A 22,468-nucleotide genomic window follows, 5' to 3' on the forward strand; every position below is an offset into this window, starting at 1 on the left:
GAGGCAGACCTTTGCGCGGCATGACGGCAGCAACGCTGCCGAGAGCGTTCGCGCGTGCCTAGTGTCGGCACGGGGGAGGGTGTTCCCTCGCCCTCGCCCGCACTGGGCTCGCGCGAAGATTTCTGACACTAGCGGCGCTGGATCAGCGCGTGAACGCTTTCGGCTTCATCCCGTGGAGCTTGAGGACGAAGGCGGAGCCTCCGCCGTTGTTGTGACCGCCTGGTAGAGGTCGCGGCATTCGGCGCTGCTGGTGTTTGCGCCGGTGGAGCAGGTCTGATTGATGATGCTGTTCATCCTCATCTGGCCTCTCCTCGAAAAGCGTCAGCGCTTCGGGGGCGAGGCGACGCGGTTGGCCTCGCACCAGGACATCAGCGCCTCGCGAGCAAAGCCGCTGTCGGCGCGAAGCAGAATGCACGCCCGCGGCCAGCGGGCGCGGACCTTGCGGACGATGCGCGCGACCTCGTCGACCGCGCCGACGGCGGCTCGGCGCAGCTTGCCCGCCAGCAGGTGCCGGCCGCAGAAGACGTAGAGCGGCAGGTAGCAGTAGGCGTCGTAGTAGCCGTGGAAGAAGCGGCCCTCCTGCTGCCCGTGCAGCGGAACGTCGATGGCGTCGAGATCGAGGATGATCTGCCGAGGCGGCGCCTTGCGGTGGGTATCGAGGAAGAGATCGGCAAACACGCCCTCGATCGCGGCCGAGCCGTGGCCGATGCGATGGTAGCGGCCGGGTGCGCCGGCGAGCGCGTGCTCCAGCCGATTCGGCGTCGACTTGCTGGCCAGAGGTGCGCAGTCGCCTCACCGGTACGTGAGATTGCCGGCCAGGACAGCCAGCACCGGGTCGTGGCGGAGTTGGTCGTGGTCCACGATGTCCTCGTGCCCGAGCGCGATGCTGAAGACGCGCTGGCCGACCATGGTGGCGACCTCATGCTCGACTCGCTCCGGCATCCGGGCGTCGCGGAAGCACGCGGCGAAGCGGCTGATCAGGTTGATGGCCCGGTCCGTCGCGCCGAGCAGCAGCGCGCCATCGTTCGACGTTATCGCGCCGCCGTCGAAGGAGGCCACCCCGCGGCGGCCCTCGGCAGGTGCAAAGCCGAACAGCGCCGGGCTACACTCCGTCGGCGTCGGGGGCCTTTCCTGCATCTCGATAAGGCTTTGTCGCAGGGGAACTTTCGCCGAATCAGGATCCCGATGCACCTACGTCTGGTGAGATAGCCGGGCCGGATCATGGTCCGTGCTGATATAAGCACGAGCCATGATCGAGCCAGCCCGCTAATCCGAAACGCGCAGGACGACCCCGGCATCAACCAGAGCCTGGCGTAGGTTTTCCGGCGGCGTTTCGTCACAAAGCAAGGTCCAGAGTGCCTGTGGCGGCGCCACGCGCACCAGCGCGCTGCGGCCGAACTTCTCGGCGTGGCAGATCAGCACCGTCCTGCGTGCCGCGGCCATGGCGGCACGCTTGATCGCCACCTTTTCAGGGTCGAAATCCATTGGCGCGCCGGTGGCATCGAACCTGGAGCAGGCGATCACCGCGATATCGAGCGCGAGGTTAGCCACAGCCGCCACCGTCTCACCACCCACCGTTCGCCGGCAAGGGCGTCACGCTACCAGGCGAGGCTTGGTCCGGCAGACGGGCGATGCCGATCCGCGTTTGCCTCCTGGTCAGTACTGCCTTCGGCTTGCCACCGCCCAGGGCGACCGGCCCCCGTCACCTGACAGGGCCGCCCCGGCTCGGCGGTGGGCGCGAGAGGCCTGAACCGCGCCCGCCCGGAGCGCCGCCGCTTCGCCAGCGGCCCCGCCGTCCCGAACGCGGCGGCGGCGCCGTCTTGAGCCGCGGGATTTCGCTGATGGACCGTGCAGCCGTCGCCAGCGGGTGTTCGGTCTCCGCGACGGGCACCCAGCCCGATGCGACACGCGCCGCGGCGAGCGCCTCCTCGAGCAGGCTTCGCTCGCCGTCGTCAAAGCGCTGCGCGTGAGGCGAGGCGACCACGCGCAGCGACGCCGCCGCCTCGCGACACGCAATCATCATTTCACGACACGCAGTGGCCGCAGTGCGAACCGTCGGATCAGCCTCCGGCTGCTGGTGTAGCCGCTCCTCGAGCCAGGCATTCGCAGCACGTCCACCGTCATCGCCGGCGCGACGCGCGAGCGCGGCCAGATCTCCGAGGCTGCCGAGCGCCGGGGCTGACGCGATCGCGTCCGAGCAGACCTCCGTCAATGCCCGGAGCTGTCCCACGAGATCCGCAAGAATCCTAGTCGTGTTCGCACGCGGCCCCGCATGACGCTCGGCGCTCGTCGGTGGCGCTACAGCCGTACCCCCGCCCCGGTCGGGCGGCGCTCCGGTCGTCCCCGGCGGGCGGAGTGACGCCTTACTGGGTCGGGTACCGGCAACCGCCGCCAGCACGGCGGCCGGAGTACCACCCGGGCTCGGCTCGGCGCCATTCCCCGGCACATCGCCGCCGCCGTCCAGGTCAGGCGTGACAGCATGCTGCGCCCGCGCGACCCGCCGCCGAATGCGGGCCTGCGCGGCGCGACGCCAGCGCGCGAAGACCTGCGGCGCATCGGGCGGGGCGCCGTTGCGCTCGAGCGCGTCTCCGATCGCGACGAGCGCGAACATCCTGGCGGCAATCTCCGCGTCATCCACAGCCTCGCGCCGGGCGGCCAGCCCGAGCCGTGCCGGCGACGGGCGGTCCGGGGATCGGACGGGACCTGGACGAAGCCGGGCGGGTTGATGGTGCCGCCCGGTGACTTCGGCGAGTTCCGCTGGCTGTCGGGGACGCGGTGGCCTGCCGAGTGGTCGCGGACCAGCCGGGCGCTCGGGCCGCCGTCCATCGGCCGCGACAAGCCCATGGGCGAGGAGCAGGTCAGCAACGATCGGGGCCGTCTCGGGACGTGGTTGGTGGTAGCCGAAGCGCGCGACCGCGTGGGAGGCCGGCCAGCCCGCGCGCAGCCCCGAGACCCACGGAGCGCCGGCTGCGTGACCAGCGGCAAATGCGAGGCGGCTGCGCCGCGGCGTCGGGTGGTCGACGATGGCGATACCGTCGAGGGCGAGGGCGATCTCGAACTCTACCCAGGTGGCCGAGCGCTCGGCCGCGCCGCAGATGAGCGACGCCACTGCCTCCGCCCATGGGCGCCCGCCGCGCGGCTTTCGAGCGTAGCGCCGGCGTGGCGGCGCCGGCAGGGCCTGTCCGCCGCGCTGACCGGCGACCAGGTCGGCGTTGTGTCGGCCGGGGACGATCGGCACGCCGCGCAGCGTGCTGATCTCCGCCACGGCGCGCTCCCCGGCCCGGACGGGGCGCGGGCAGCTATGGGCGCGGCGGGTGACAGGGTCGGTGATGCAGACCCCAACATGGACGTGCAGGGCACCACCGTCTTCGTGCACGACTGCAACCCAGACATGGGTGTCCCCGAAACCGAGCTTGTGCAAGAAGTCCCTGGCGTCAGCGGCGATCCGTTCGTCGGTGACACACTCCTCCGGTCCGTAGCTGAGTACCCAATGCTCGACCGGGCGCGCAGAGCGGCCCTGTGCCGCCACGGCTTCGACCTGCATGGCGATAGCCTCCGCCGTTGTCCCGTACAGCCCATTGGCGACCACGAGGCGGATGCCGCTTTGCGCCGCGGCTGTCGGAGTCCGCAAGTCGCGGGGCCTCGCGCTCGCCCAGAACCTGTTTCCGTTCCAGACGAGGACCAGGCCACGCTCTTCGAGGTGCCGCAGGATGTAGGTGATCATGCGCCGGATTGCGCGCATGCTCAGCCGGCGCGGAGCCAAGCGTCGGGCGATCACCGCCGACCTCCCCGGCGCGCCCCGCGCTCGGCGGCGAGCCTATCGAGGACGAGGTCGAGTTGCCTCAGGAGCCGGCAAGCGGCCTCGCGCTCCGCCTCCGGGAACGCGCGCCCGGTGTCGAGATGGCGCATCGCGACGACGCCAACCGCACGGAGCTGGGCAACGATCTCCGGGTCATCGAGCACGACTGCGTCGTCACCAAGGGCGCGCCCAGCCGGGTTCAGACCGTGGCGCCGCAGGTGGGTCGACAGCGGCAGGCGGCTCGCGGATGCATGCGCGACGAGGTGCGCGCGCTCCGCCTCCGACAAGGCAACCTCGATCGTGTGCGACCGTGGCGTATCCGTGCGCCAGCCCTGACGCGGCATCGTCTGCCTCCCGCCGACCATGGACCGCGGCGCTCCTCGGTCGGCGTGAGGTAGCCGCTCGCGAGACGGGTGTGGCGGGCGCAGTCAGCAGGACGGGCATTCGTCCCGGGAAAAATGCGTGCTGGCCGAAAATCACGTCGCCGAAGTCTCGATGCCTTGAGGGGTAGTGCATGGCAAACCGGATGCAAAAAATTCCTTCCGAACCTTTTTGCATGGCGCGGGGCGCGCACTACGGTCCGGTCGCGTCACTGAAGGAGTAGAGATATGACGACAACCTCGGCGCCGGGGCCGACCTCCCCGGCGGCGTCGCAACCCGATCTGGCGGCGCTGCTCAGCACGCTGGCGAACGCACCGTCACGCATCCCGCTGGCGCAGCAGATCGTGCCGCGGCTGGCCGACGCGGTGACCGACCTTATCCTGAAGCAAGGGTACCACTACCGCGCCATCGCCCGCCTGCTCCAGCAAGCGGGGCTGAAGGTGACACCCCGCCAGCTTGAGCTGCTTCACCTGAAGTCGGTCGAACGGCGCGACCGCCGCAAGATTCGCGCGAAGCTCGAAAACGGAAAGAAGACGCTGAAGGCGGGCTCGGACACGAAGGTGGCGGGAACGGTCAACACACAGACAGGGAACACTGTCCAGTCTGCTGAGCCGAACGAGGTTCCGCCGCGCCTCGTGAACTTCGTGCGGGTTCAGGGCAACTTCGGAGACGCCAGCATGAAGGAGATGAAAGCACTTGGCTTCAAGTACGTGTCCAGTCCTCGGGGTTTCGCGCCCATCACCGGCCGCCCTGTCGAAGCTACTTCCGAGTTGGCGGCGTGCGTTGCGCGTATGAAAGCGACGGTGGACTACGCTCTCGCGTAGGCGTCGGCAGGCACTTCCAGCAGCTATCCCGGTTTGCAGTCATCCCGTCCGAGGCGGCGTCCTCCGCCTCGGACGCTTCTGCGTACCTGCCAAGATGGCCGGGCGCGACGTTCTGCGGTGCGCATAGTTCACCCAGGTAATGTGCCCGTAACGGTGTCAGACAGCACGAGGTGGAACAGCTCCGTTGCTCCGATGCCGGACCGCGGGCAGGAGTGTGTGCGGGGGAGGGAAAGTCGGCCACTGGAGCGGCGGCGTGTTGCTGCGGCGGGCGGAGTAAAACCCGGCCAGTGGGAGGCGGCCTACCCTAAGGGATCAGGGTGGTGCGCCGGGAGATGTTCGTGGTGGAGACCTACGCCGCGGTCCGGCGGTTCGTGTTCCTGGAGGGCATAGTCGGCGTGAGGCTTCCCGGGTTTTTGGGCTAATACTAGGTCTTGTTGATCAAAACCCATTTGCCCAATCGCGCAGCCCGATGGACATGATGCGCCAGGGCTGATTGACGAGCCTTTTCCATGCGGCGCAACAGAGATCGACGATGGCTTGGTGCGACGGGAAGATCCGGTTGGAAAGCCAGTTGTCACGGATGAACTGAAAAAGTCTGGACTGGACGAGACGGACGCGTCGGGATCAGGTCGAAACGCGCGAGGCGGGCGCAGACGGATCCCGCCGTTAACGGCACCATTGCCAGCTTCTCGGCGGCGCAGCGCGGTCAAGCCCCCAAGCCGCGAAGCGGGGCGCCGAAGGCGCCGGGCTTGACGGCGTTGCGGGTCGCCGAGACACCATCGCAGCCGCCGGGCGTCTCGATCCCAGCCAACGGTGTCCGTGGGATCGAGTGCCGACTTCTACAGATGAACTGCCAGACGTTTTCCATGACGTTGAGCTCGGGGCACTTCGGCGGCAGCGGCACCAAGGTGAGGTTCGGCGGTATCGGCAGTGTGCCGTTCGCAGACATCATTTCACTTTTCGTAACGCCATTTCAACGGCGTACTCGCGAACCTGCACGCGCTCCTTCTTTGCGTTATAGGAATCCGCGACCTCGCCCCAGAGCGGCGTTTTGCCAGCCCGCTCGCAGACCCGGTCGATTGGACACAGCCCGCCCAGACCCGCATGGGAACGGCACCAGTTGTAGTGATGAACCCACTGGGACAGTTGGTCCGCGATGTCTGGCGCCCGGGAGTCCACGGTCGCCCAAAACTCCTCGAGCACCGTCCGCTGCACGCGCTCGACCTTCCCATTGAGGTGCGGCGAGCGGGGCGGGATGGGACGGAACTTGACCGCCCAATCCATCAGGCGCCGTTGCACCGCCTCGGCGAAGAACTCAGTGCCGCGATCTGTCTGCACCCGCTGTACCGCGAAGGGCATCTCCTCGAACATCTGGTCGAGGAACCTCAGCGCCACCGCGGCACTCCGGCGTGGCGCTAAGCCAGCTACGAGATACCGGCTGCAATCGTCGATCGCTGCGAATTGCCATAGCCCCGGGCGGATCTTGCAGCTGTCGACTTGCACCCGATCGCTTGGTACCGGCCGGCTGTACCGCTTCGGCACGTGGCGAACCCGCCGCTTTCGCGGCAAAGCATTGAGCCCATGCTTGGCCAGCACCTTGTGCAGGGTGGACACCGCCAGCCGAATGCCGTGCAGGCGTTCGAGCTCGATGCGGAGCCGCTTGACGCCAAGCCGCCGCTCGCGTCGCAATCGGATGATGATGCCGCTCTCGCTCTCCCCGGCCTTCCGCGCCGGTGACCGGTGTGGCCGCCGGCTTAGCTCCGTCAGGGAACCGTTGCCCTCTGCCTCGAACCGGCGCAGCCACTTCCGAAGTGTCGGGCGCGAGATGCCGAACCGCCGGCAGACGGCACCTGCGTCGCCAAGCTCCTCGTAAGCCGCGATCCATTTCCGGCGCAGCTGGGCGCGACGAACCGCGGTTTCTTTCTGCGTCTTCGACAATCTGCTGACGGCTGCTGAGGCTGTGGGCTCCTGCGCAACGCGCAGCGTTGTCCAGGAGCCCACAGCCTACCAAAGCCGTTGAAAGGATGTCTACGAACCGTACACCTGACGCGATCAGCGCTGCATCGCTGCCTCAAGCGCCATGGCATCTCGCGCGTCCCTGAGACCGAGGGCGACAAACCCGTCCGCAAGCGCTTCAAGGCCCACCCCATCGGCTTCTTCCACATCGACATCGCCGAGGTCAGGACCGAGCAGGGCAAGCTGCACCTCTTCGTCGCCATCGACCGCACCTCGAAGTTCGCCTTCGCCCAACTGCACGAGCGCGCCACCACGCGCATCGCCGCCGACTTCCTCCGTGCTCTGCTGCAGGCCGTGCCTTACCGCGTGCACACCGTGCTGACCGACAACGGCCTGCACTTCACCACGCCGGGCAACAGTGCCTCGGCCGCGCCGCTCATCCGCCAGGCCATCGACCGTGGTGAGATCTTCCGCGCCCACTCTTTCGAGCTGGTCTGCGCGCAGAGCCACATCGAGCACCGTCTGACCAAGCCATTCCACCCGTGGACGAACGGTCAGGTCGAGCGAATGAACAGGACGCTCAAGGAAGCCACCGTCCACCGCTACCACTACGCTAGCCACGAGGAGCGCCGGCATCATCTCGCCCTGTTCCTCGACGCCTACAACTACGCTAGGCGCCTCAAGACCCTGAAGGGTCTCACCCCCTACGAGTTCATCTGCCGATCATGGGCCGCAGAGCCCCATAGGTTCGCTGCAAACCCGCTCCACCAAATGCCGGGACCAAACATCTAGAGGGGCGGACCGGCGTCCATGCCGCGTCCGGCCTGCTGCTTGCAATTATCGAAGACCTGTACGCGCCGCACCGAACGACACCGTTGTCGTCGGTCCTGGCTCGATCAAGCATCAACCCATCAGTGTCTCCTGCGCCGTGAAAGCCAATCCCAACGCAGCAGCCACTGCGGGATGGGTGATTTGGCCGGCGTGCACGTTGAGGCCCTGTGCCAGATGAGGGTTCTCCGCACAGGCCCGCCGCAGCCCCTTCCCAGCCAGCTGCAGCGTGAAGGGCAGGGTCGCATTGTTCAGCGCGACAGCGCTGGTGCGTGCCACGGCGCCGGGCATGTTTGTCACGCAGTAATGCACCACACCGTCGACGAAGTAAGTGGGCTGCGAATGCGTAGTAGGACGGGACGTCTCAAAGCAACCGCCCTGGTCGATAGCCACATCTACCACCACACTGCCCTGCCGCATCCTCCGCACCATCTCCCTCGTAACCAGCCGGGGCGCCGCCGCGCCAGGCAGCAGCACCGCACCGATCACTAGGTCGGCTGCCAACACCGCCGCCTCGATCGCTTCTACGCTGGCGAACTGCGTTGCCACAGTGCCGCCGAACTCGGCGTCCAGCGCCGCCATCACGCGCAGCGAGCGATCTAGCACCGTGACGCGGGCGCGCATCCCCTGCGCGATCCGGGCAGCGTTGGACCCCACCACGCCACCTCCGAGCACAACAACATTGGCCCCGGGCACGCCCGGCACCCCACCAAGCAGGATACCCGCCCCGCCGGCCTCCTTCTCCAGGCAACGCGCGCCGACCTGCACGGCCATGCGACCGGCGACCTCGCTCATTGGCGCCAGCAGGGGTAGGCCCCCTTGGCTGTCGGTTACCGTCTCATAGGCCACGGCGCTGGCTCCTGACTTCAGCAGCCCGACTGCCTGGTCGCGGTCGGCGGCGAGGTGCAGATAGGTGAACAGCACTTGGTCCGGGCGCAGCTGCGCCCATTCCTCGGGTTGGGGCTCCTTGACCTTCACGATCAGCTCCGCCGCGGCAAAGACATCCGCAGCCTTAGCAGCGATCGACGCTCCAACCGCCCGGTAGCTTGGGTCGTCGAAGCCGATCAACGCTCCGGCACCCGTCTCCACGAGAACCTGATGGCCCTGGGCCGTAAGCTCCCGCACCGAGCCCGGCGTCAGCCCGACGCGATACTCATGGATCTTGATTTCCGTTGGTACACCGATCCTCATGACCGTCCCTCTCCCTACGCCGGCATTGAGAATGCATCGTCGCCCCCTGCCGGGCTGCGCCTGCCAGGATGCGCCGCGGCGCCACCGCTGGCGATGGCCTCCACACAAAGTAGCCGGCTGCCGTGCAGCGCTCTCGAGGCGGGCTGGTGGAGTTGAGGAACGGAGGTTTTTGGGCTCACCGTAATCGGCATGTGACAAAAATGAGCTAAAATCCTCCGCCTGGCCTGCCCCCCTAGAAGTGGGCCAGAGCCTCCGCCGCGGCCAGCGGTTCCGGGCAATTGAAGATGCGCATCCAGCCAATCGGCCGCAGCAGCGCCTTCGACCAGGCATGGCGGGCGAGCGCCACATGCTCCTCCCGCGCGGTCGCGATCATCGCGGCATGGCACGAGCGATCCGCGCGTCGCGCGCGGGGCGCGGCGTTCCACCAGTAGCGCGAGAGCGGCGCGGCGAGGCCCGGCAGCGCGAGCGGATGTTAGGACACGTCGATGGCGTGGTTGCGCACGATGCGGAGCAGGTACGTCAGGGCCCGCGGAAAGGGCGTGGGAAAGACCGCCTCCGCCCCAATATTTCCGCTATTGCCGAAGGAGGCGCGCCCTCCCGGCCGCTGGCGGTCCAGCACCGCCACCTCGAAGCAGTGGCGTGGCAGATGGAGCGCGACGAACACGCCCACCATTCTCGCGCCAAGCACAATCGCCGAGCGCCTCATCACCCCGTTCGCGCCGCCACGCCAGACACATTGCGGCCGGGAAGTGAGGCGGGAAAGGGTCAAGGGCGTTGACCGGCCTCCACCGCGCCGGCAGCATTGCGCAATGACGATCGCGGCCGAAACTCGGCTCCTCCGCCACGTGCTGGAGACAGAGGCAGAGGCGGTTCCCGCTTCCGCGAAGGAAGCGGCGCGCCGCTTCCTGTTCGATACCCTGGCCGTTGGCCTCGCTGGCTCCGCACATCCCGCGCAGCCTGGGCTGCTTTCCGCCGCTGGCCGCTGGGGTGCGTCTGCGGAGGCCGGGATCTGGGGCGAGAACGCGCGCCTGCCCGCGGCGCAGGCCGCCTTCGTCAACGCCTTCCAGGCGCATGCGCTGGAATTTGACGCGATCCACGAGGCGGCCGTCGTCCATGTGATGACGCCAACCCTTGCCGCCGCGCTTGCCGAGGCGGAGCGGCAGTCTGCGCTGGGCCGGCCGGTTGCCGGCAGCCAGTTCCTCGACGCCCTTGCCCTCGGCGTTGATCTCGCCTGCACCATTGGTGCGGCAGCGCGCGGGCCGATGCGTTTCTTCCGTCCGGCGACTGCAGGCATGTTCGGCGCCTATGGCGCGGTCGCGCGGCTGCGCGGCTTCGATACAGCACGCGGCGCGGCCGGTGCGGGGCTGATGCTCGGCCAGATCCCCGGCACCATGCAGGCGCATCACGAAGGTTCGATCGCGCTGGCGGTGCAAATGGGCTTCGCCGCCGCGGCAGCCTTCCGTGCGGCGGACCTTGCCGAGGCTGGGGTGAGCGGCCCGCTCGCCTGGCTCACCGGCCCCTCCGGCTTCCTCGAAATGACGGAGGCCGGGCATGATCTTGAACCGGGTCTCGCCGCGCTCGGCCGCGATTGGCAGGTGACGCACCTGGCGCACAAGCCATTCCCCTCCGGCCGCCTGACCCATCCCGCCATCGATGGGGTGCAGCGGCTGATGGCACGCGGCGGTGTGAAGCCCGGGCGGATCCAGGAGGTGCGGCTGCACCTGCCGCCGCTCGCGATGCGGCTCGTCGGCCGCCCCCTGGTACCGAAGCTGACCGAGAACTATGCGCGGCTCTGCCTGCCCTATGTCGTGGCGACCACGCTGCGCTTCGGAACCGTCGGGCTGCAGGATTTCACCCCCGCGCGGCTGTCGGACCCCGCGACGCTCGCCCTCGCGCTCCGCGTGAAGGTGGTGGAGGACGGGAACAGTGATCCGAACGCGGTCGTGCCGCAGACCGTCGAGATCATCGGCGAGGAGGGCATGGTGGCACGTGTGGTGGTCGAGGCCGCGCTCGGCAGCCCTGCGAACCCGCTGACGGAAGCGGCGCAGATGGCCAAGGCGGAGGCCTGCGCCGCCGCCGCACGGCATCCCATGCCGCCGGAGCGCCTTCGCCAGCTCGCGACGCGCGTCGAGGCGCTCGCGTGCGCGCCGGATGTCGCCGCGCTGGCGAAGGCGCTCGGTCCGGTCTGACCGCCCGCTCAGCCCGTGACGTAGCCGAGCGCGCGGTCGCGCGTATCCGCCTCGGTGTCGCGGCGCGCAGGATCGCCGAAGCCGCCGCCGCCCGAGGTCTCCAGCCGCACGATATCGCCGCGGCGAAGCTGCACGCCGTCGCTTTTCGGCGGGATCGGCGTCTCCTCGCCGTCGCGGAAGCGCAGCAGCCGCCCGAGGCTTCCGGGACCGCCGCCGGCCAGGCCGTAGGGCGGGAAGCGGAACCGGTCCATATTGGCGGTGAACACGCAGGCCGGGCTCTCGACGCGCCATTCGCGCACCAGGCCAAGGCCGCCGCGGTGCTCACCGGCGCCGCCGGAACCGGGCAGCAGCCCGTAGCGGGTGATGGAGAGCGGCATCTGGCTCTCGATCATCTCGACCGGGATATTGGCGTTGTTGTGCATGCCGAAGGACCAAGCGTTGACGCCATCCTTGGCGGGGTGCGCGCCGGTGCCGCCGATCTCGATCTCCACCAGCACCTCACGGTGCCCGTCCTCGGCGATGGTCTGGAAGGTGACGACATAGCTGCCACCGTAATAGGCGGCGGGGATGCGGTCGGGCAGCGGCTGGTGCAGCGCGCCGAACAGCACATTGGCCAGCCGGTGCGTCACCGCGACGCGATGCGCGACGGAGGCGGGCGAGCGGCAGCTCGTCACGCTCCCCTCCCGATGGATGATGCGGATCGGCCGGTAGCAGCCGGCATTGGCCTGCACGGCGCCGTCGGTCGCGGCGATGATGGCGTAGTAGGCGGCGCAGTCGGACATCGCCGGCGTGCAGTTCACCGGGCCGCGCTGCTGGTCCGCGCAGCCGGTGAGGTCCACCTCGATCTCATCGTCCGCGATCGTCAGGCGCGCATGCAGCCGCACCTTCTCGCCGGAGACACCGTCATCATCGAGGAAGTCCTCGAACTCATAGATGCCGTCGGGCATGGCGCGGATGGCGGCGCGCATTGCCACCTCGCTCATGTCGAGGATGCGGGCGCAGGCCTCCAGCATCACATCGGCACCGTGCCGCAGCGCGAGGCGGCGGATGGAGGCGGCGCCGACCTCGAGACTGGCGAGCTGGCTTTGCAGATCACCTAGCATCAGCGCGGGCTTGCGGACATTCTGCCCGATCATCGCCCAGACCGCCTCGTTCAGCTTCCCGTCCTCGATCAGCTTCAGCGGCGGGATTCGCAGCCCTTCCTGGAACACCTCCGTCGCCGTCGCGGCGTAGCTGCCAGGCGCCATGCCGCCCATGTCGATGTGGTGGCAGAGCGCGCCGACATAGGCGATGCGCCGGCCTTCATGGAACACCGGCTTGAAGACCAGCACGTCGTTCAGATGCTGCGCGCCACAATAGGGATCGTTCGTGGCGACGATATCCTCCGGCCCCCAGCGCTCCGCATCCACGAAGCTGGCGAGCAGCGTGCGCAGCGCCGCGCCCATCGAGTTCAGGTGCTGCGGGATGCGCGCGGATTGCGCGACGTTGTTGCCCTCCGCGTCGAAAACAGCGGTGGAGTAGTCCAGCAGCTCGCGCACGATGGTGCTGCGGCTGGTGCGCCAGATCGTCACGTCCATCTCCGCCGCGGCCGCCGTCAGCGCGTTGCGGATGACCTCGATCTCGACCGGTCCGAGCTTGCTCATGCCGTTCATCCCTCCGCTGCCGCATCGCTTTTGTGCGACGCGATCAACGCGCCGCCGGTGCCCAGGGTCGCGGTCCAGCCGCGTCCGATCCAGTGTGTCGCGAAAGGCTCCTCCACGACCGCAGGCCCATCGATGCGGTCCTCGGGGCCGAGCGCGTCGCGGTCCCAGACCGGCAGATCGCGCCAGGCGCCGCCTTCGAAGATGCGGCGCGTGCCCTTGCGGGCGGGGCGTGTGGCGGGCTGGGGCTCCGCCACGCGCGGCTTGGGCAGGCTGCCGGTGGCAAGGGCGCGCAGCGTCACGATCTCCACCGGATCGCCCGGGTTGGCGTAGCTGAAGCGCTGACGGTGCATGGCGTGGAAGGCCTCCACCAGCCGTTCCAGCGCCGCCGCATCGGGCGCGGCGATCTCGCCCCAGGGCACCAGCAATTCGAAGGCCTGGCCCTGGTAGCGCATGTCCGCGGCCAGCTCGATGCGGCGCTCCACCGGCGGGATGCCGTCGCGCGCCAGCCGCGCATCGGCCTCCGCGCTGAGCGAGGACACCGACTCCGCGATCGCGGGTAGTGAGGACGGCTCCGCACGGCAGAGGCGCGAGCGCGCGAGGTCCTGCGCCAGGTCGGAGAACAGGATGCCATAGGCGGAAAGCGTGCCGGGATCGCGCGGGAAGATGACATCGGTGATGCCGATCTCCGCCGCCACATCGGTCGCGTGCAGCCCCCCAGCCCCACCGAAGGAGAGCAGCGCGAATTCGCGCGGATCCAGCCCCTTCTCGAACAGGGAAAGGCGGATTGCCGCGCCGAGGCTGGCATTGGTAACGGTCAGCACGCCTTCCGCCGCACGCTCGACCGTCAGGCTGAGCGGCGCGCCGACCCGCGCCTCGATCGCGGCGCGGGTGGCGGGCATGTCCAGCTTCATCATGCCGCCGAGGAAGAAGTCGGGATCGAGCCGCCCGAGCGCAAGATTGGCATCCGTCACCGTCGGCTCCGTCCCGCCGCGGCCATAGGCGACGGGGCCAGGCTTGGCCCCCGCGCTGCGTGGCCCGACGGTAAGGCGCCCGCCCGCATCCACCGCGGCGATGGAGCCGCCACCGGCGCCAATGGTCCGCATATCCACCATTGGAAGACGTACCGGGAGGCGATCGATCTCGCCCTGCGTCACCACGGAGACGCGCCCATCCTGCACCACGGAGACATCGAAGGAGGTACCGCCCATATCCACCGCGACCAGGTTCGGCCGTGCCAGCATCTGCGCCAGCCGCCCCGCCGCGAGGGCACCGCCGGAGGGGCCGGAGAGCAGCAGCCGCGCCGGCTGTTCCGCCGCGGTGCGCAGGCTGCAGACGCCGCCATTGGACTGCACGAGGAAGATCAGCGGGCGGAACCCACCCTCGCCGAGCCGCCGCTCCAGCCGGTCGAGATAGGTCTGCACGACCGGGAGCAGCAGCGCGTTCAGCACCGTGGTCGAGGTCCGCTCGTATTCGCGGATCTCCGGGCTGACGTCGCAGGAAAGCGAGACCGGCACCTGCGGCCGCGCCGCCGCCAGCAGCGCGCCCAGGTGCCGTTCATGCGCGGGATTGGCGTGGCTGTTGAGCAGCGCGACGGCAACGCATTCCGCTTCCAGCGCATCGATCCGCGCCAGCAGCGCGGGCAGCGCCGCCTCGTCGAGTGGCTGCTCGGCCGTGCCGTCGGCGCGCATCCGCTCCGCCACGCCAAGGCGCCGGTCGCGCGGGATCAGCGTGGGGAAGGGATCGGGTGCCAGGCCGTAGATGTCGCGCCGCACATGGCGGTTGATCTCCAGCACGTCCTCGAAGCCGGCGGTGGTCAGCAAGACGCCGCGCGCCAGCCGGCGCTCCAGCACCGCGTTGGTCGCGATCGTCGTGCCGTGCAGCAGCAGGCCGATATCGGCGAGGGCGAAGCCGAAGCGCTCCGCCGCCTCACGCAATCCCGTCGTGAGGCCGAGCGAGGGATCGTCCGGCGTGGTCGGCGTCTTCCATGCGTGCACGGCGCCGGTGCGGGCGTCGAACACCTGCAGATCGGTGAAGGTGCCGCCGATATCCACGGCGACCCGCACAGGGCGGGGCGGCTCAATGTCGCTTTGCAACGCGTGCTCCAAGGCCAGGAGATGGCGAGAAAAATATCATGCTGCGATGTGCGGTACTTGACCAGGGGTGCCGCGCGGAATTGCCAGATATGCGGCGCATCGCACAAGGAACGATCTCGCTGCTTGCATGGCGCCCTTCGCCAGTGCCAACATCTTTGGCGGGCCCGACGCCTCGCGAGGAACGGTACTGCCAGGGCAAGACGAATCAAGCACGGAAAGGAGAATCTCAGGTGAAGATGCGCAAGCTACTCGGCGCCGCGCTCGCGGTGCTCCTCCCGGCCGTCATGGGCAGCGCGGCGGCGCAGGATCTGCCGCGGCTGCAATTCAAGGCGATCGGCCTGAACAGCCCGACCGTCGCCTCGACGGTGAACGAGGTCCCCTTTTGGCGGGAAACCATCCCGCGCGCCTCGAATGGCGCCATCACGGTGGATATCACGCCGCTCGACCAGATGGGCGTCGACGACCGCACCATGCTGCGCCTGCTGCGGCTCGGCATCATGGACTTCGCCGGCATGGACATCTCGAAGATGGCTGGCGACGATGCGCGCTTCGAGGGCTGCGACCTGGCCGGGGTGACCCTCGACATCGATCGCGCACGTGAAGCCTGCAACGCCTGGCGGCCCATCATCGACCGGCAGATGCAGCGGAACTGGAATGCCAAGCTGCTCGCCTTCGGTGGCAATCCGCCGCAGGTGTTCTGGTGCCGCAGCGTGCTCGGCGGTCTCGCCGATCTTCGCGGCAAGCGCGTCCGCGTCTTCAATAACACGATGCGGGACTTCCTGCAGGGCGTGAACGCCACCGCCATCAGCATGGCCTTCGCCGAGGTCGTGCCCGCGCTCAACAACGGCGTGGTGGACTGCGCTGTCACGGGCAGCCTGTCGGGCAACACGGCGGGATGGACGGAGGTTTCGCGCTCCATCTACCCGATGTCGCTCGGCTGGAGCATCAACGTGCTGGCGGTGAACCTCAACACCTGGAACCGACTCGACCAGCGCACGCAGACCTTCCTGCTGGAGCAGGTCGCGACCTACGAGAACGCGATGTGGGACACGCTGCGGCAGGGCACCGACCAAGCTGACAATTGCAACACCGGCCGGCAGCCCTGCACGATGGGTCGGCCCGCCAACATGACCATCGTTCCCGTGCGGCCGGAGGAGGAGACGCAGCGCCGGCAACTGGTCGAGGGTGCGGTGCTGGCCAACTGGGCACGGCGCTGCGGCGCTGAGTGCACGCGGGAATGGAACGACACGGTTGGCCGTACGCTCGGCCTGACCGCACCCGTGCCCGGCCGCTGAAGCCCAACACACTGATCGGGCCTGGCGCTTGAAGGCCGGGCCCGCCTGTCTCTGTAAACCCGTTTATCCGGAAGGCGCATGCGACAACTCCTCGCAGCCGCACAGGGCGTAGCCCGCGCCGGACTTTGGTTCGGCGGTGCGCTCATCCTCCTTTCCGCATGCCTGATCGGCGTGGACGTGACGATACGCAAGCTGTTCGCCGTCTCGGTCGGCGGCGCCGACGAGATCGCCGGCTACGCACTGGCCATCGGCACAAGCTGGGCGCTGGCCGCCGCGCTGCTCGACCGCGCCCATATCCGAATCGACAGCGTCTACATGCTGCTGCCGTCGCGGCTTCGCGTCGCGCTCGACCTTGTCGGGCTCGCGCTGTTCATCGGCTTCTTCGCGCTGGTTGGTTGGCATGGCATCGGTGTTCTGCAGCAATCCTGGGTCTCGGGCTCGCGCAGCCAATCCGAACTCGAGACGCCGCTGATCCTGCCGCAGGCGATCTGGCTCATTGGTCTGGGCACCTTCGTGGTGATCGGGGTGGTTCTGTGGCTTGCCGCGATCGGGCATCTGTTTGCTGGCGACCGGGCCGGAGCTGGGCGCCTCATCGGCACCCGCTCCGCACAGGAGGAGGTGGAAGAAGAAATGCGCGCGGCAGCGGAACGCAAGGCGGCGGAAGGCCGATGATCGCCACGACCCTCATCGTCCTGCTCGGGCTACTCGCGCTGGCCGTCCCGGTCGCCGCGGCGCTTGGCGTGCTCGGCTTGGTGCTGGAGCAGATTTATGCGCGTTTCCCGCTCTCGCTCGCGATGGGCGAACTGGCCTGGTCCACGTCCAACTCCTTCCTCCTGGTCGCGATCCCCTTCTTCGTGCTGCTGGGCGAGATCCTCCTGCGTTCAGGCATCGCGGAGCGGATGTATTCTGCGCTTGTACAGTGGATGCCGTGGCTGCCGGGCGGTCTGATGCATTCCAACATCGTCGCCTGCGGGCTGTTCGCAGCAACCTCGGGCTCCTCCGTCGCCACCGCCGCGACGATCGGCACCGTGGCGATTGGTGAGGTCGAACGGCGCGGCTACAACGAACGGCTGTTCCTCGGCACCATCGCGGCGGGCGGCACGCTCGGCATCCTCATCCCGCCCTCGATCAACATGATCGTCTATGGCGTGCTCACGGAGACCTCGATCCCGCAGCTCTACCTGGCGGGGCTGCTGCCCGGGATCGTGCTGACCGTGCTGTTCAGCCTGACGGTGATGGTGGTGTGCCTGCTGCGACCGGACCTCGACGGCACGCGGGTGCAGACCAGTTGGCAAGGGCGCCTGCGCTCCCTGCCGGATCTCCTGCCGCCGCTGTTCATCTTCGCCGCGGTCATCGGGTCGATCTATACGGGCCTTGCCACAGCGACGGAATCGGCCGCGCTTGGCGTGATCGCGGCGATGGCGGTCGCGGCCTGGCACCGGCGGCTCACGCTGCCGGTGCTGCGCGCGGCGCTGGAGGGCACCATGCGGACGACGGCCATGATCATGGCCATCCTGACCGCCGCCTACTTCCTGAATTTCGTGATGACCTCGATCGGGCTGACCGCCCAGGTGAACCGCGCCATCACCTCGCTCGGCCTAGCACCCTACGAGCTTCTGCTGGTGGTGATCGTCTTCTACATCATCCTCGGCATGTTCATGGAGACGCTCTCCATGATGGTGGCAACCGTGCCGATCATAGCGCCTGTCCTCATCACCGCGGGATTTGACCCGGTCTGGGTCGGCATCCTCATCATCCTGCTGATGGAGACGGCGATGATCACGCCGCCGGTCGGCATAAACCTGTATGTCGTGCAGGGGCTTCGTGAACGCGGTCGCATCGACGATGTGATGATCGGCGTCGCGCCCTTCGTGCTGACGCTCGTGCTGATGATCGCGGTGCTGGTCTTCTGGCCGGACCTCGCGCTCTGGCTGCCGCGCAGCGTCGCCACCTCTGGCTGACGGAGGCCGGCGGCGCTTCCACTACGGCTTGTCGAGAAGGATGTTGCGCGCATCATCCAGGCTGGCGCGCCAGCCCGGCAGCACCAGGCAGGTCGCGTCGTATTCCTCGACGATGAGCGGCCCGGTCTGAGGCGCAGCGAGGTCGACGCGGCGGATCACCGGCGCCTCCACCCAGCCCTCCTCCGGCCCCAGGAAGATGCGCCGCGGTGCCGGTGCCGCGGCCTCCGCGCGGCTCGGCACGCCACCGAGCGGCTGCGCCTCACCGGTCCGGACACCCTGGCCGACCACCTGGATGGAGACGAGCTCGACCGGCTCTTCCACACCGGCACGGTGGCCATAGGTCCGCTCGTGCTCCTGCCCGAAGGCCTCCTCCAGCGCGCGCAGGGCGTCCGTCGTGATCGGGCCGTCGGGCAGCGGCACGGTCAGGTCGAAGCTCTGGCCGTGATAGTGCAGGGCGGCGGCACGCCGCAGCCGTGCTTCCGCACCGGTGAAGCCCTCCGCCGCAAGCTGGTCGAGCGCCTGGCTGGACAGCGCGTCCAGGGCGGCGTTGAGCTCGGCCAGGTCCAGCCGGCGGGTCTGCCGGCGGAGGCTGCGCGAATAATGGTGCTCCACATCGGCGTAGAGCAGCCCGAAGGCCGAGAACAGCCCCGGCGCGGGCGGCACCACCACCCGCCGCATGCCGAGCGCTTCCGCCATGCGGCAGGCAAAGAGCGGTCCGTTCCCGCCGAAGGAGAACAGGGCGAAGTCGCGCGGATCGCGCCCTCGCTCCGAGGAGACCGCGCGGATCGCGCGGATCATGTTGGAGACGGCGATGAGATGCGCGCCATGCGCGGCGCGCGCAAGTTCAAGCCCTAGCGGCCGCGCGACCTTTGCCTCGAAGGCGGCGCGCGCGCTTTCAGCGTTCAGCCGCACGGCCCCGCCGACCAGATGCCCGGGGTTCAGGTAGCCGAGGATGACATTGGCATCGGTGACCGTCGGCTCGGTCCCGCCCATGTCGTAGCAGACCGGGCCGGGCGAGGCGCCGGCGCTCTCCGGGCCCACCTGCAGCGAGCCGCCGGCATCGATCCGCACCAATGACCCGCCGCCGGCGCCGACCTCAGCCAGGTCGATCGCCGGCACCTTCAGCAGGTAGCCTGCCCCGGTCAGCAGGCGCGAACCCACCATGATTCCGCCGCCCACCGAGTATTCCGTGGCGCGCGTGACCTCGCCGCGCTCGACCGTCGCGGCCTTGGCCGTGGTGCCGCCCATGTCGAAGGTGATGACGTCGGGCAGTCCCTTCGCGCGGGCCAGCGCCTGCGCCCCGACCACGCCGGCCGCCGGGCCGGATTCCACGATATGCATCGGCTTCGCCACCGCGGCCTCGGCGGTCATCAGCCCGCCATTGGATTGCATCAGCAGCAGCCGCGCCGGCACGCCCGCGCGATCCAGCCCGCCACGCAGCGAGCGCAGGTAGCGCGCGACGATCGGCATGATGTAGGCGTTGATGACGGTGGTCGACGTCCGCTCATACTCCTTGATCTCCGGTAGGACTTCGGCGGAGACCGAGAGCGCCAGATCCGGCGCCAGGTCGCGGATGATCGCGGCGATCGCCTGCTCATGCGCCGGGTTGGCGTAGGAATTCAGCAGGCAGATGGCGATCGCCTCCACCCCCTCATCCAGCAGCGCCTGGACGACGCGCGCGGCCTCGTCCTCATCGAGTGGCCGCTCGATGCGACCTTGTGCGTCCACACGCTCATCCACCACGCGGCGAAGGTAGCGCTCGACCAGCGGCGCCGGCTTTTCCCAGGCGATGTCGTAAAGGCGGGGCATGCGCAGCGTGCGGATCTCCAGCACGTCACGAAAACCCTTGGTGGTGATCAGGCCGGTGCGCGCGCCCTTCTGTTCGAGGATCGCGTTCGAGGCGACGGTGGTGCCGTGGCGAATCTCCTCGATAGCGTCGCCGGTCACGCCGGTTTCCGCGAACAGCTCGGCCAGGCCCACGACGATGGCGCGCGCATAGTCGTCCACGCTGGAGGAAATCTTTTTGGTGTGGATCGTGCCGTCGGATCCGAACAGCACGATGTCAGTGAAGGTGCCGCCGATGTCCACGCCGACGCGCCAGGTTACGGTCATGGCGGTCACTCCCCGGCCTCGGCGGGCAGCGGATCCATCCGCTGCACCTTCGGTGTCTCAACCCAGGCGCGGCGCTGGCGCAGCTCCGCGCGCAAGCGCTCCGTCGCCGCCGCATCCACCGTCCAGGCGGTGGTGTCCAGCAGCACGCCGTAATCGGCGCGTGCCCGCCCGGGTGAGAGGAATTCGTTGCGCACATCCTTCAGCACCTTTGCTGGGTTGCGCTCCAGCGGATCGCCCCAGCCGCCGCCGCCGGCAAGCACGTGGCGGAACACCACGCCACGCTGGATGTTCATCGTGATCTTGGAGGGTACGAGGCGGTTTTCCCCGCCGGGATTCATGCGATTTTCGGAAGGCGCGCCAGGGCTGCCGCCATAGAGTCCGAAGGGGCGATGCACGCGCCGGTCGGAGCGAACCTGTAGCACGCCCTCCTCCTCCGTGAAGCGATAGTCGCGCCGGAACGGCACGCCGCCGCGGAACCGCCCCGCGCCGGCGCGATCCGGCATGAATTCGTAGGCTAGCAACTGGATCGGCTGTTCCGCCTCGGTCACCTCGATCGAATGGGAGGCCATGTTCGCCATCATGTGGCTGTTGCCGTCCAGGCCATCCGCCCAGGGCCGTGCGCCCCAGGCGCCGCAGGTGAAGTCCACATAGATGAAGGGGGAGCGATCTGCATGGTAGCCGCCGATCGAGATGCCCGTGTTGCCACCATCACCCGCCGCAAAAACCTTGTCCGGCAGCATCATGGCGAGCGCGCCGAAGATGCAGTCCGTCATGCGGAAGCCGGTGAGCCCCCGCGCGGCGCAGGCCGCGGGCAGTACGCCGTTTCCAACCGTCCCGGGCGGGCAGATCACCTCGATGGCGCGGAACACGCCTTCGTTGTTCGGAATGCCTGGCGGCAGCACTGATCTGACACCGGTGTAGGACGCGGCCTTTGTGAAGGACAGCGTGTTGTTGATCGCGCCCTTTACCTGCGGATTGGTGCCCGTCCAGTCCACCACCATGTGCGCGCCGGTCTTGCGGATGGTGACGAATAGGCGGATCGGCTTGCCGTAGTCCACGCCATCGTCGTCGATCCAGTCCTCGAATGACCACTCGCCGTCGGGCAGATCCGCCAGCGCGGCGCGAGTCAGGCGCTCGGCGTAGTCGATCACATCCTGCATGTAGTCCTTCACCGTCTCCGCGCCGTAGCGGGCGACGAGTTCGGCGAATTGGCGCTCCGCGATGTGGCAGGCAGCGAGCTGGGCACGCAGGTCGCCGAACAGACGGACGGGCAGGCGGACATTGCGCTCGATGATCGCCATGATGGCCTCGTTGCGCCGTCCCGCCTCATACAGTTTCAGCGGTGGAATGCGCAGACCCTCGGCATAGATCTCGGTGGAGTCCGAGGCGTTGGACCCAGCAACGCGGCCGCCGACATCAGTGTGGTGGCAGATCGTGGCGGCGAAGGCCAGTCGCTCCCCTGCGTGGTAGAGCGGCTTGAAGATGAAGATGTCGGGCAGGTGCATCCCGCCCTCGAAGGGATCGTTCATGATAAACACGTCGCCTTCGCGGATGTCCTCGCCATAGCGGCGCATCACCGCTTCCAGCGCGGTCGGGATGGAGCCGAGATGCCCCGGCAGCGTCAGCCCCTGCGCGACCAGCCGCCCCTCTGCATCCGCGAAAGCCGTCGAATAGTCCATGTTGTCCTTGAGAACGCCCGAATAGGTCGTGCGGAACACCGTCAGCGCCATCTCGTCAGCAATGGAGAAGATGGCGTTTTTGAACAGCTCGAATGTGATCGGATCCCGTGCCAGTGCCATGGTCGTTCGGTGCTCCATGTCTCGGATGAACGGGACCTGGTGCTCCCGGCTTCCGTGTCGAGCCTAGAGCGCTGCCGTCGAGGCTGGCAATAGCGGGGGCGCGCCCGCGCTGGAGGCCTCGTACCGCGTCGCCGTCGTCTCCGCGCCGCGCAGCATCGCCGGTGCGCGCCCGAGGCCATCAATCGAGTGGTATTCCACCATGCGGCCGTCGAATGTCACCTGATGGCTAGTGCTGTTGACCAGTCAGGCACCAGAGCCCGTCTACGTTTCAGGCCGTGGCCGCTTCTTCGGAGGTCCCGAAGGTCGCAGCATCGGCGGCATCAAGGTGCTCCTGCATGTGACGCGGCGCGGCCTCCGCATCACGGGCCCGCACCGCGACGACCATCCCATCACGAAA

The 22,468-nt window shown here is 68.4% G+C and carries 17 protein-coding genes and 3 pseudogenes; 6 read left to right on the forward strand and 14 right to left on the reverse strand.

Annotated elements, in window-relative coordinates; all coding sequences use genetic code 11:
- Positions 1-342: 342 nt before the first annotated feature.
- The 4 genes and pseudogenes from ACFHNC_RS23330 to ACFHNC_RS23345 all read right to left on the reverse strand — a co-directional run.
- A pseudogene (locus ACFHNC_RS23330) lies at positions 343-1,137 on the reverse strand (IS1380 family transposase); the annotation flags it as partial.
- A 129-nt stretch (positions 1,138-1,266) separates the two neighbouring features.
- A complete protein-coding gene (locus ACFHNC_RS23335) occupies positions 1,267-1,575 on the reverse strand; it encodes a hypothetical protein (protein ID WP_437171645.1) in 309 nt (102 codons plus the stop codon).
- A gap of 127 nt (positions 1,576-1,702) precedes the next feature.
- Positions 1,703-3,724 (reverse strand): relaxase/mobilization nuclease domain-containing protein, encoded by a 2,022-nt coding sequence (locus tag ACFHNC_RS23340; RefSeq protein ID WP_437171646.1) that lies wholly within the window; start codon positions 3,722-3,724, stop codon positions 1,703-1,705.
- 50 nt (positions 3,725-3,774) lie between these two features.
- Positions 3,775-4,143: a hypothetical protein gene (locus ACFHNC_RS23345; protein WP_437171647.1), complete on the reverse strand. Its 369-nt coding sequence runs from the start codon at positions 4,141-4,143 to the stop codon at positions 3,775-3,777.
- Between the two features lie 264 nt (positions 4,144-4,407).
- On the opposite strand from ACFHNC_RS23345, the gene ACFHNC_RS23350 reads away from it, so the two are divergent.
- A complete protein-coding gene (locus ACFHNC_RS23350) occupies positions 4,408-5,004 on the forward strand; it encodes a hypothetical protein (RefSeq protein WP_437171648.1) in 597 nt (198 codons plus the stop codon).
- Positions 5,005-5,442: 438 nt separating this feature from the next.
- Here the strand turns inward: ACFHNC_RS23350 and ACFHNC_RS23355 are convergent.
- From ACFHNC_RS23355 to ACFHNC_RS23365, 3 genes and pseudogenes are all read right to left on the reverse strand, one after another.
- A pseudogene (locus tag ACFHNC_RS23355) lies at positions 5,443-5,598 on the reverse strand (IS630 family transposase); the annotation flags it as partial.
- 112 nt (positions 5,599-5,710) lie between these two features.
- Positions 5,711-5,956, reverse strand: a complete 246-nt coding sequence (locus ACFHNC_RS23360; protein WP_437171649.1) for a hypothetical protein — start codon at positions 5,954-5,956, stop codon at positions 5,711-5,713.
- Positions 5,953-6,942, reverse strand: coding sequence for an IS481 family transposase (locus ACFHNC_RS23365; RefSeq protein ID WP_437171650.1), 990 nt, complete (start codon positions 6,940-6,942; stop codon positions 5,953-5,955). The genes ACFHNC_RS23360 and ACFHNC_RS23365 overlap by 4 nt, the downstream gene beginning before the upstream one ends.
- Positions 6,943-7,017: 75 nt before the next feature.
- Between ACFHNC_RS23365 and ACFHNC_RS23370 the strand changes: the two are divergent.
- A pseudogene (locus ACFHNC_RS23370) lies at positions 7,018-7,752 on the forward strand (integrase core domain-containing protein); the annotation flags it as partial.
- Positions 7,753-7,863: 111 nt separating this feature from the next.
- On the opposite strand, the gene ald reads toward ACFHNC_RS23370, so the two are convergent.
- The 3 genes from ald to ACFHNC_RS23385 all read right to left on the reverse strand — a co-directional run bounded on the left by ald (position 7,864) and on the right by ACFHNC_RS23385 (position 9,643).
- A complete protein-coding gene (gene ald / locus ACFHNC_RS23375) occupies positions 7,864-8,979 on the reverse strand; it encodes an alanine dehydrogenase (protein WP_437171651.1) in 1,116 nt (371 codons plus the stop codon).
- 232 nt (positions 8,980-9,211) lie between these two features.
- Positions 9,212-9,352 carry a hypothetical protein gene (locus ACFHNC_RS23380; protein WP_437171652.1) on the reverse strand — a complete coding sequence of 47 codons (141 nt, stop codon included), beginning with the start codon at positions 9,350-9,352 and terminating at the stop codon, positions 9,212-9,214.
- A 99-nt stretch (positions 9,353-9,451) separates the two neighbouring features.
- Positions 9,452-9,643: a hypothetical protein gene (locus ACFHNC_RS23385; RefSeq protein WP_437171653.1), complete on the reverse strand. Its 192-nt coding sequence runs from the start codon at positions 9,641-9,643 to the stop codon at positions 9,452-9,454.
- Between the two features lie 145 nt (positions 9,644-9,788).
- Here ACFHNC_RS23385 and ACFHNC_RS23390 point away from each other — a divergent pair, with 145 nt between their 5' ends.
- Positions 9,789-11,168 (forward strand): MmgE/PrpD family protein, encoded by a 1,380-nt coding sequence (locus ACFHNC_RS23390; RefSeq protein WP_437171654.1) that lies wholly within the window; start codon positions 9,789-9,791, stop codon positions 11,166-11,168.
- An 8-nt stretch (positions 11,169-11,176) separates the two neighbouring features.
- Here ACFHNC_RS23390 and ACFHNC_RS23395 read toward each other — a convergent pair whose 3' ends face one another.
- Complete coding sequence (locus ACFHNC_RS23395) at positions 11,177-12,811, reverse strand: hydantoinase B/oxoprolinase family protein (RefSeq protein ID WP_437171655.1); 1,635 nt, start codon at positions 12,809-12,811, stop codon at positions 11,177-11,179.
- A 5-nt stretch (positions 12,812-12,816) separates the two neighbouring features.
- Positions 12,817-14,904 (reverse strand): hydantoinase/oxoprolinase family protein, encoded by a 2,088-nt coding sequence (locus tag ACFHNC_RS23400; protein WP_437171656.1) that lies wholly within the window; start codon positions 14,902-14,904, stop codon positions 12,817-12,819.
- A gap of 89 nt (positions 14,905-14,993) precedes the next feature.
- On the opposite strand from ACFHNC_RS23400, the gene ACFHNC_RS23405 reads away from it, so the two are divergent.
- The 3 genes from ACFHNC_RS23405 (at position 14,994) to ACFHNC_RS23415 (ending at position 18,160) form a co-directional block, all read left to right on the forward strand.
- Positions 14,994-16,199: a TRAP transporter substrate-binding protein gene (locus ACFHNC_RS23405; RefSeq protein ID WP_437171657.1), complete on the forward strand. Its 1,206-nt coding sequence runs from the start codon at positions 14,994-14,996 to the stop codon at positions 16,197-16,199.
- A 78-nt stretch (positions 16,200-16,277) separates the two neighbouring features.
- The gene (locus ACFHNC_RS23410) at positions 16,278-16,871 is read left to right on the forward strand and encodes a TRAP transporter small permease subunit (RefSeq protein ID WP_437171658.1); all 594 of its coding nucleotides are present in this window, start codon (positions 16,278-16,280) and stop codon (positions 16,869-16,871) included.
- On the forward strand, positions 16,868-18,160 hold the full coding sequence (locus ACFHNC_RS23415) for a TRAP transporter large permease (RefSeq protein ID WP_437171659.1): 1,293 nt from the start codon (positions 16,868-16,870) through the stop codon (positions 18,158-18,160). The genes ACFHNC_RS23410 and ACFHNC_RS23415 overlap by 4 nt, the downstream gene beginning before the upstream one ends.
- Positions 18,161-18,181: 21 nt before the next feature.
- Here the strand turns inward: ACFHNC_RS23415 and ACFHNC_RS23420 are convergent, their stop codons facing one another.
- Positions 18,182-20,272, reverse strand: a complete 2,091-nt coding sequence (locus tag ACFHNC_RS23420; protein ID WP_437171660.1) for a hydantoinase/oxoprolinase family protein — start codon at positions 20,270-20,272, stop codon at positions 18,182-18,184.
- A 5-nt stretch (positions 20,273-20,277) separates the two neighbouring features.
- A complete protein-coding gene (locus ACFHNC_RS23425; RefSeq protein WP_437171661.1) occupies positions 20,278-22,071 on the reverse strand; it encodes a hydantoinase B/oxoprolinase family protein in 1,794 nt (597 codons plus the stop codon).
- Positions 22,072-22,468: the final 397 nt, after the last annotated feature.

The sequence above is a fragment of the Falsiroseomonas sp. E2-1-a4 genome, from assembly GCF_051433165.1.
Lineage (GTDB): Bacteria > Pseudomonadota > Alphaproteobacteria > Acetobacterales > Acetobacteraceae > Falsiroseomonas.